At 46.6% G+C, this 9,457-nt stretch carries 8 protein-coding genes; 6 read left to right on the top strand and 2 right to left on the bottom strand.

All coding sequences use genetic code 11. The features are described from left to right. The 6 genes from VK541_RS16525 to VK541_RS16500 form a co-directional block, all read left to right on the top strand. A partial coding sequence (locus tag VK541_RS16525; RefSeq protein ID WP_324371430.1) for a c-type cytochrome occupies window positions 1-899 on the top strand: 899 nt, incomplete at its 5' end. A 519-nt stretch (window positions 900-1,418) separates the two neighbouring features. Then, window positions 1,419-2,639, top strand: coding sequence for an ABC transporter permease (locus tag VK541_RS16520; RefSeq protein ID WP_324371429.1), 1,221 nt, complete (start codon window positions 1,419-1,421; stop codon window positions 2,637-2,639). A 266-nt stretch (window positions 2,640-2,905) separates the two neighbouring features. Continuing rightward, a complete protein-coding gene (locus VK541_RS16515) occupies window positions 2,906-3,568 on the top strand; it encodes a DUF6266 family protein (protein ID WP_324371428.1) in 663 nt (220 codons plus the stop codon). Between the two features lie 165 nt (window positions 3,569-3,733). After that, window positions 3,734-6,340, top strand: coding sequence for a TonB-dependent receptor (locus VK541_RS16510; RefSeq protein WP_324371427.1), 2,607 nt, complete (start codon window positions 3,734-3,736; stop codon window positions 6,338-6,340). 28 nt (window positions 6,341-6,368) lie between these two features. Continuing rightward, on the top strand, window positions 6,369-7,718 hold the full coding sequence (locus tag VK541_RS16505) for a PepSY-associated TM helix domain-containing protein (RefSeq protein ID WP_324371426.1): 1,350 nt from the start codon (window positions 6,369-6,371) through the stop codon (window positions 7,716-7,718). Window positions 7,719-7,767: 49 nt separating this feature from the next. Continuing rightward, on the top strand, window positions 7,768-8,481 hold the full coding sequence (locus tag VK541_RS16500) for a DUF4198 domain-containing protein (RefSeq protein WP_324371425.1): 714 nt from the start codon (window positions 7,768-7,770) through the stop codon (window positions 8,479-8,481). 6 nt (window positions 8,482-8,487) lie between these two features. Here the strand turns inward: VK541_RS16500 and VK541_RS16495 are convergent, their stop codons facing one another. Together VK541_RS16495 and VK541_RS16490 are read right to left on the bottom strand one after the other, a co-directional pair. Next, complete coding sequence (locus VK541_RS16495; RefSeq protein ID WP_324371424.1) at window positions 8,488-9,099, bottom strand: hypothetical protein; 612 nt, start codon at window positions 9,097-9,099, stop codon at window positions 8,488-8,490. A 43-nt stretch (window positions 9,100-9,142) separates the two neighbouring features. Continuing rightward, window positions 9,143-9,457, bottom strand: a 315-nt coding sequence (locus tag VK541_RS16490) for a DNA glycosylase AlkZ-like family protein (protein ID WP_324371423.1), incomplete at its 5' end; no start/stop codon positions are given.

Genomic DNA, 9,457 nt, shown 5'->3' with positions numbered 1-9,457 from the left:
GCCAGCTTTCCGCAGAGCAGCGCAAACAGGCCATTGTTGCTATTGGCTTTGTCAAAGATCAGCAGGCAACCGATGCCATGCAGGAACTGATGACCAATGCCGATGCTTCGGTAAAAGAACAGGCATTGTGGTGGCTGCGTTACCGCCAGGGCAATGAATGGGCAGACTACAAAATGACGCTTCCTGAAGCGGCTTCATCTGTAAATGTGGGAGCACAAAAGAAAATGCTGGCCCAGAAGCAAAAACTCGAAAACAGCGCAACATCACAGAAAGACAAGATAGAAGCGGCAAAGCTTATGGCCAAAGACAAGATCGGCGGAGAAATGCTGATCGGTCTGGCAGTCGATAAAAAGCTTTCCAAAGAACTGACAGATGAGATCAGCGCCGTGATATTCAGCAACCCCGATCAAACGGTCCGTGTGCTGGCCAGCGATTATTTCAAAAAACCGGGAGTGACGACCGCACTTTCTATTCCTAAAATTGCCAAACTGAGCGGCGACGCAAAAGCAGGCCGGCTGGTCTTCCAGAACAAATGCACGACCTGTCACAAAGCAGGCAATGAAGGTGCCAATATAGGCCCCGAACTGACCCTGATCGGCAAGAAGTTTGAGAAAAACGGTTTGCTGGATGCTATCATCAATCCGAGTGCAGGTATGGCTTTTGGCTATGAATCCTGGCTGATCACCAAAAAAGACGGAACCACCATATCGGGATTTTTACAGGCAGACGGGCAGACCGTAGTGCTCAAAGGCATGGCCGGTGAAAAATATAATGTTAAAGCATCAGACATTGCATCACGCAAGCAGTTTTCTACTTCGATCATGCCCGAGCCGTCAGGCTTGCAGCTGAGCGAAAAAGACCTGGCCAATGTGGTGCAGTATTTATTGACGATAAAATAGATTTGTAACCGCGAGGAGCTGGAAAAAATAACCATTCTCTTCGAAGACTGGACCTAGCGCGCTGACCATTGCGAAGCAATAGCTACATCGCCGATGAAAAATCAGATAACTGATGTAAACAGCGCACAGAGTCCTATGTCTTCTCTGAGAAGGTGATTTTTTCTGCTCCTCGCTATCGTATAGGAATGTCGCTATCATTTCGAGAGATCTCTTGTTCTAGCTGAACAAGAGATCTCTTGTTTTCGGATAGTTTGTAACCGCTTGGAACTGGAAAAAATAACCGTTCTCTTCGAAGACTGGACCTAGCGCGCTGAAGAAGCGCACAGAGTCCTATGTCTTCTCTGAGAAGGTGATTTTTTCTGCTCCTCGCTATCTTATAGGAATGTCGCAATCATTTCGAGGGATCTCTTGTTGTGCTGGACAGGAGATTTCTCTCTTTGTTCGAAATGACGAAAGCAATCCATAATTAATTTGCATTTTTGTCATGTAGGATTTAAAAGAACTTAACAGCGCAAAAGATTGAATACAGAATATTTCATAGCGGGGCGTGTAGCCCTCAAGTCAGAACGTACATTTTCCAAGCTAATAGTCCGCATCGCGATAGCCGGAGTAATGCTCAGTCTTGCCGTCATGATGCTTTCTGTAGCGATCATCAAGGGCTTCAAAACAGAGATCCAGGAAAAAGTAAGGGGCTATATCGGCGATGTCAGGATCTTCAAATTTGACCTCAACAATTCATTTGAGCTGTCTCCCTTTGTACCCGCTGCAGAAACGATCAGCAGCCTGAAAAAGAATCCGGAAATAGAATATTTCCAGCCCTATGCCACTAAACCCGCTATCATATCTGCAAATAATGAAGTAGAGGGCATCAACTTTAAAGGCATCGATAAGACCTTCAACTGGGATTACATCCGAAAACACCTGGTGAGCGGTACTGTGATCGATTTTGCCGACAGTGCCAAAGCAACCCGGCAGATCATGATCTCCCAGTTTACCGCCAGCCGTCTGAATCTGAAGATCGGCGACAATTTCATCATGTATTTCGTACAGGACCCGCCGCGTAAACGGCCTTTTAAGATCGTCGGCATTTATAACATTGGTGTAGAAGAGATCGACAAGAACTTTGTGCTGGGCGACCTGAACCTGATCCGCAGGCTGAACAACTGGAAGCCCGATGAAATAGGAGGGATGGAGATCAGGATCAAAGATTTCTCCAGGCTAAAGCAAACCTCCGCCGACATTTACAAGGGTCTGGAGATCAAGCTCAAATCTGAATCCGTACAGGAATATTTCCCGGCCATATTTACCTGGCTTTCCCTGCTCGATGTCAATACCAAAGTGCTGCTGATCCTGATGATGCTCGTAGGCGTAATCAATATGATCACGGCTCTGCTGATCATGATCCTGGAGCGTACAAATATGATAGGCCTGCTCAAATCGCTGGGCATGACCGATATCAGCATCATGAAGATCTTTTTGTACAATGCCATTTACCTGGTCGGATTAGGGCTGTTATTAGGGAACATTCTGGGCCTGGGCATAGGTTTTATTCAGCAGTATACACATGTCTTTAAACTGGATCAGTCTTCCTATTATCTTTCTTACGTACCCATTGAAATACACTTTGTCGATGTGCTGCTGCTGAACATTTGCACAGTTGTGATCTGTTTCCTGGTACTCATTGTCCCTTCTATGCTGGTCAGCAAGATCAGCCCGCTCAAAGCCATCCGTTTTAAGTAAAACCAACAAATCCAAACAGCATTTGTGCCGCATATGCGTTGCCGCCGGGTTGCATCTGCCTTTACCCTGCTATTATATCCATGTCGGTTTAATAACGGTTCCATAACGGCTCCATAACGGGTTCGCCTCGGCTAAAGCCGAATAAATTCCGATAATTAGCCGTTATGAATCTGTTTTTATATCTTTATGTAACTAACAGCAAGAGCTAAGCATGCACCGGTCAGATCCTGTTCATGCAGGCTCCTTATTCAATTAAACTGAAAAAAATGGCAAGAATGAAACACGGGCCTTATGGCCCTATTGTGGGAAAACTAGGGCTTACAGTGGGCTATATCAGGCTGGGACAACCAGTACTCAGGATGATTAAACATCCCACACACAAACCCCCGACTATTAAACAACTGGCCGCACGCGCGAGGTTTAAACTGGTTTCGGGCTTTATTGCAACTGTAAATCACTTTACAAACATTAGCTTTAAACCGCTGTCCAGGAAGTATGTTGGCAAGACCGCACAGAATCTTGCGATTTCTGTCAATATGGCTTCAGCGATAACAGGCGAGTATCCGGATTATGTGCTGGATGCTTCCGAACTGATTCTCAGTAAGGGCGGATTGGAGCTGCCTGAAAATTGCGCAGTAGAACTGACAGGAGAAAACCTCCGATTCAGCTGGCTGGGCGGCAACGGGATCGGCTGGCCGTACTCAACAGAACAGGTGATGATGCTGGCTTACTATCCTGAGAGCGGCAGGGCGCTTTATATTGCAGGGGGTGCGAGAAGGATAGCCGGTGAGGATTTCCTTCCATTATATCCAGACACCAACAACACACGGGTCACTGAAACCTATGTCGAGACCTATATCGCTTTTGTCTCCAATGACCGGACAGACGTATCGGATAGTCTTTATTTAGGACCGGTAACCTTGGTTTAGAAGTTCCGCCAGGCCTTTACTTAAAAAAGTCATATTTCTTGTGTACTCTTATTTGGACTTGATCTAAATAGTTATATATTTGCGGTGGAATAAAAAAGCCACACGGTTCGGACCCGTGTGGCAAAACCGGCAAAGCCGGCTCACCTTTAATCGTAGTTAAAAGTCATGCAAATTAAGAAATTTTTGCCATTAGGCATTCTATGTGCCTGTGTATTTGTTACAAATGCCCAAACGACGCCAAATGGCTCAGCGGGAAAATCATCTCAAAATCCAACTTATGAAACAACTTTACTAAAAAACAGCAGTGCAGCGCCGGTTGTCGCCCAAAAACAAATAAAAGATCCTGAAGACGAGCAAAAAACCGGGACTGTAAGAGGCCGGATCACCACTGCAGACGGCAGCGTAGCGGCGTATGTATCGGTCGTATTGAAAGGGACCTCATTTGGCGCCATCACCGATGAGGATGGGGAATACCAGATCCGCAGGGTTCCTGTCGGCGATTATATCATCGCAGTATCTGCGGTAGGTCTTTATCCTAAAGAAAAACAGATCAGGATTTCCGGCAGGACAACAGTAGTCGCAGATTTCTCGCTGAATGAAAACTCTTCACAGCTGGATGATGTTCAGATCCTGGCCAACAAAAAGAAATTTAAAGTAGATAAGGTTTCTCCTTCACTGCGTTTGCAGTCACCACTGATCGAGGTGCCACAGAATATCCGTGTCGTGACCAGCCAGGTGCTGGCAGACCAGCAGGTATTTGACATTGTCGACGGGGTGACCCGCAATGTTTCCGGAACGGTACGTACAGGTCACTGGGATGCCCAATATGCCAATATCTCTACCCGTGGCACTTCTATCCCTGCATTCAGGAACGGGATGAACTTAAAAACACCCTGGGGCCCTTTGGCAGATGATGCGGCTACGATCGAGCGCATTGAGTTCATTAAAGGCCCTTCCGGATTTATGATGGCCAATGGCGAACCCGGAGGTATCTACAACATTGTGACCAAAAAACCTACAGGTGAAAACCGCAGTTCTGTGAGTTTAGCTGCCGGAGGTTTTGGACTTGGGCGTGCGGCAATTGATCTGGATGGCAAATTGTCTAAGGATGGAAGGTTGTTGTACAGATTGAATGTGGCTGCACAATCTAAAAACAGTTACAATAAATACAATTATACCGATAAATACATCATCGCTCCGGTGATCAGCTATGAGATCGACAGCAATACCAGGTTCACGCTGGAGTACACGACCCAGCATGTGGAAGCGCAGGCTTTGGGTACCTATGGATTTTCTCCTAAAGGTTATGGCGATACTGATCCAAGCATGTTCATCGGCGATCCTGCTCTTGATCCCGCCAAAATGTATGACCACAACGTAACGCTTTATTTTAACCACCGTCTGAACGACACCTGGAAATTGAACGGACAGGTTGCCTACCTGAACTATGGTCTGGAGGGCGGTACGCCGTGGCCTTCTACCATTGCGCCCAATGGCGATATGAAACGTTATATAAACATCAGTGAAGAGCTGGCCATCAACAAAAATGCGCAGTTCAGCATCACCGGAGATTTAAAAACAGGTGAGGTGATACACCGCCTGATGGGTGGTCTGGATATGGGCCTGTTGAAAACCTGGGGTGATTTTGGTAATGCCATCAATCCCGGCAATCAGGACATCCGTCTGGCCCCATTAAATGGTGATGGTGGTATTTTCAATATCTACAACCCGAGATATGGGATTCCTACTGCAAATATTCCTGTGTTTGACCGTTCAAGAAGCATCAGGGTCCGCTCCGGTGGAAATACTTATGCCACTGAACTTGCTTATACTGGTGCTTATTTTCAGGATGAAGCCCGTTTCTTTGATGAGAAATTACGATTGACAGGTGCAGTGAGGTTTACACATGCCGTGACCGTCGGAAAAACCAATAAGACCCAGGTTTCGGACAATGTATTCAGCCCGAGGATTGGTTTGAGCTATTCGATCCTGAAAGATTTTTCTGCTTATACTTTATATGACCAAAGCTTCCTGCCGCAGTCGGGCCAGACTTTTGAAGGTGATCCTTTCAAACCGGTGAGGGGTAATAACATTGAGTTTGGTCTGAAGAAAGATTTCTTTGACGGTAAATGGAACGCAACTACGGCAGTTTACAAGATCACCAAGAAAAATGTCCTGACGCCTGATCCAAGGATTGGACTGGATGCTGTTGCACCGGATGGAACGACCGTAAAAGTGCCGACAGGTACCAATGTTCAGTTGGGTGAGCAGGAATTTAAAGGTTTTGAACTGGACATTACCGGTGAGATCGTCAGCGGACTGAATGTGATCCTGAACTATGCATACACAGATGCCAGGACTACGAAAGACCTTAATCCGGATCCGGTAAACAACCAGACCGGTGCTTATGTAGGTAACTCCGTGAGGCACATCACCAATGGCTGGTTGTCTTACCGACTGAGAAAACCAGGTTTTATCCTGAATGGTTTTGGACTGACTGGTGGTTATCAGCTGCAGCTGGACCGTTTTTCAGGACGCAGCGCCAGAACTGCCAATTTGCCGGACTACATCCGTTTCGATGCGGGTGCCTCTTATGAGAAAGGTAAATTGTCACTTTCTGTACTGGTAAACAACCTGCTGGACCGCAGACTACTGACCCAGGGTTCTTATACCAAACTGGCTACGGAAACAGCTACTTCAGTTTCTTACTATACCTATATCTACGACATGCCGAGAAATGCGAGGGTATCCCTGGCTTACAGGTTTAAATAATTTTGCAAACAATTCATACATCAGGACCATGGTAACTGTAAACAAGCAAACACCTGCAAAGAAAAAGAGCAAGATCTCTCTATTTAACAGGGTCAACAAATGGCTGCATTTGTGGCTGGGGCTTATTTCCGGGATCATCGTCCTGATCGTTTGCCTCACCGGCTGCATTTGGGTCTTCCATGAGGAAATTGAAGGTCTGCTGGAGCCGGAGACCAAGGTTGAAAGACAGGATAAAGCTGTACTAACGCCTTCACAGCTGAGCAGTATTGCTTTCGGGCTTTATCCGGATAAGGTGCCTGCTTATGCCAATTACCAGCAGGGCCGGGCAATCAACCTTACCCTAAGGGGCGTTAAGGATGATGGCAGAAGGGGTGGTGGTACATTGCTGAAGATCAATCCTTATACCGGGGAGGTGATCAGCAAGGTGGTACGTGAGAAGGATGAGGTCGATTTTTTCAGGTTCATCCTGAACGGACACCGCTTTCTTTGGATGCCTTATGAGATCGGCAGGCCGATCGTCAATTATGGTACGCTGGTTTTTGTGGTACTGCTCATTACCGGGCTGATCTGGTGGTATCCAAAAAAATGGAACAAGTCCACTACTGATAAGAGCTTTAAGATCAAATGGGGTGCTTCTTTCAAACGGGTCAACCTGGACCTGCACAATGTGCTGGGCTTTTATTCCTTACTGTTTTTGCTGGCGATTGCCCTTTCGGGAATGGTCTATGGCATCAAATGGTACAGTGAAGGTCTGTACTGGGTCACTTCGGGAGGAGAGAAACTGGCGGAATACAAGCGTTTAGAGTCGGATTCGCTACAGGCGGGCAAACAGTATACACCTAAACAGGCGATGGACCTGGCCTGGAACAAAGTGATCCGCAAACACCCTATGTCTATGGGTTTTTACTACAATTTCCCGGATACTTCAAAAGCTAAGACGAGCATCAACATTACGGTTTACCCGACTGCGGGTCAGTTTTACAACAGCGAGGGTTATACTTTTGACCAGCATACGCTCAAGGAACTGAAGCGTGATGATGTATATTCTACGGCTTATGCTGGTGCGTCTTTTAGTGTGAAACTGCGCAAGATGAACTATGACATCCACGTGGGCAGCATCCTGGGTTTTCCGGGAAAAGTCATGGCTTTTCTGGCTTCTTTGATTGGGGCGAGTTTACCGGTTACCGGCTTTCTGATCTGGTATGGCCGTAAGTTTAAGAAAAAGAAAGGCAAAAAAGGAGGTGATGCGGGCACAGGTGCTGTCGGGAAGAAGGAACTTGCTGCCAATCCCGTGCTGAAGCCTAAGCTGCGCGTGGTGGCTAAAGAAGAGAAACCAGTACTGGCAGCGAATGCGCGTATTGATCAATCGTATAATTAATCATTTTAAGGCGACCCTTGTGGTCGCTTCATCATTAAATATTAAACCCATGAAAAAAATTACTTTTTTAGCGCTGACCTTATTGCTCAGCTTTATGACCACCAGCATTTTTGCACATGCTTTATGGATTGAAACTGCATCAAACGGTAAAGTTGGACAGAAACAGACCGTAAAGGTGTTTTACGGTGAGTATGTCGCCAATGAAAGGGATAGTGTGGCCAAATGGTATTCTGATGTAAAGGAATTTACACTTTGGCTGGTTGGTCCGGATCAGAAGAAAACACAATTGACCTTGACGCCCGGTGTAAACCATTTTGAGGGTAGCTTTACGCCGGAGCAAAACGGGGCTTATACGGTTGTGGTGAGCCATGAGGCTAAGGAACTGGGTGGTACGACCAAGTATCATTTTCTGTCGAGTGCTGATGTAGTGGTTGGAAAGGTGAAGCCCGAGGCACTGCATAACCCGAATGTTTTAAAACTTCATGTAGATGATGCTGTTGCCGCGAAGGTGAATAAGCCATTGCAACTGAAGGCTTTCCTGAAAGATGCTGCTGCTAAAGGAAAAACGGTTTCTGTTTTCTCTCCGAGTGGCTGGGCAAAGGAGCTGACCACCAATGATCAGGGCGTTGTTGAGTTTACACCGCTTTGGGCCGGAAGGTATGTTTTTGAAGTCAGCGATATGGACAAGACACCGGGTCAGCACAATGGTAAAGACTATAAGGCAACCTGGAAAGGGGCGACCTATAGTTTTGAGATTAAGTAAGAGGCTTTATCTGAGCGGGAGGTAATTGGCCTTCAGTTCTTCATCTGCAGGGTGAATGAGTACTGCGGTAACTTTTAGATTTTTATCCAGTTCAAATGCAATGCCTGCAGGGCTGTCAAAGATCTGGAACGCTTTGCTGTCATCTGGTGTACCCGTGAGCTGTCTGATGGTAAATGTTCCCTGTATATCTGCCAGTGTGGAATGGACCCCGATGCCAGACTGGGTTTTGAATTCCGGCGAGGTGACACGGATCTGTTTGATCCTGGCAGGAGGATTGTCACCGGTATCCCTCACCGTGTAAATGGCGGTGGTGAAAGATTTAGGGTCATGCTTTTCATACCATATGGCTACTGCTTTTTGCATGGCAGCATCTCCGGAATCTGGCTTGCCGAGGATCTTGTATACGGATTCGGCATCCTCATTGATCTTAATATTTCCAGCAGAGACGCCCGGAATGAGCAGTGTTTCTTTGTTCAGGGTATCCAGCGCGTTGAGCGTGTCGGTGTCAACTGGCATGCTGGCCACCGTAACGGAGTCATGATTCTGACTGTCCTGCTCGCTGCTGCAACCAATGAAAAAGATAGTGGTCAGGGCAATATAGAAAGTTAATTTGCGCATTGCTTCGTTTTCTATACTAACGTTTTGCGCGAAGAAATGTTTACTAATGGTGTGCGGAAAACTTTTGAAACCGCTTTACCATTTTTTCGAGTTCCGATGTTTGTTTCTTGTTTAATGTTTTAAAGGGTGACGTCTCTACCATAACGGACTTCCCTTTCAGGGTTCTTTTCCAGCCGCCTTCTATGACGCCGTCCAGTATGATGAGCCTGTTGAATACCGGGTTGTCACGGCTGATGCCGGCCGGAATTTTAGACGGATCATAGATGGCGCTGCGGTCAATGTAGCTCATTCCGTATTCGTCATAGTCCGGCATGAGAAAGTTTCGCTGCATCTTCTTAAAGGGGAGTTCTGACGCTTT

The sequence above is a fragment of the Pedobacter sp. genome (assembly GCF_035317785.1).
GTDB lineage: Bacteria > Bacteroidota > Bacteroidia > Sphingobacteriales > Sphingobacteriaceae > Pedobacter.
Note: the sequence above shows the minus strand (reverse complement) of the source record. Positions and strands in the feature narration are given on the sequence as shown.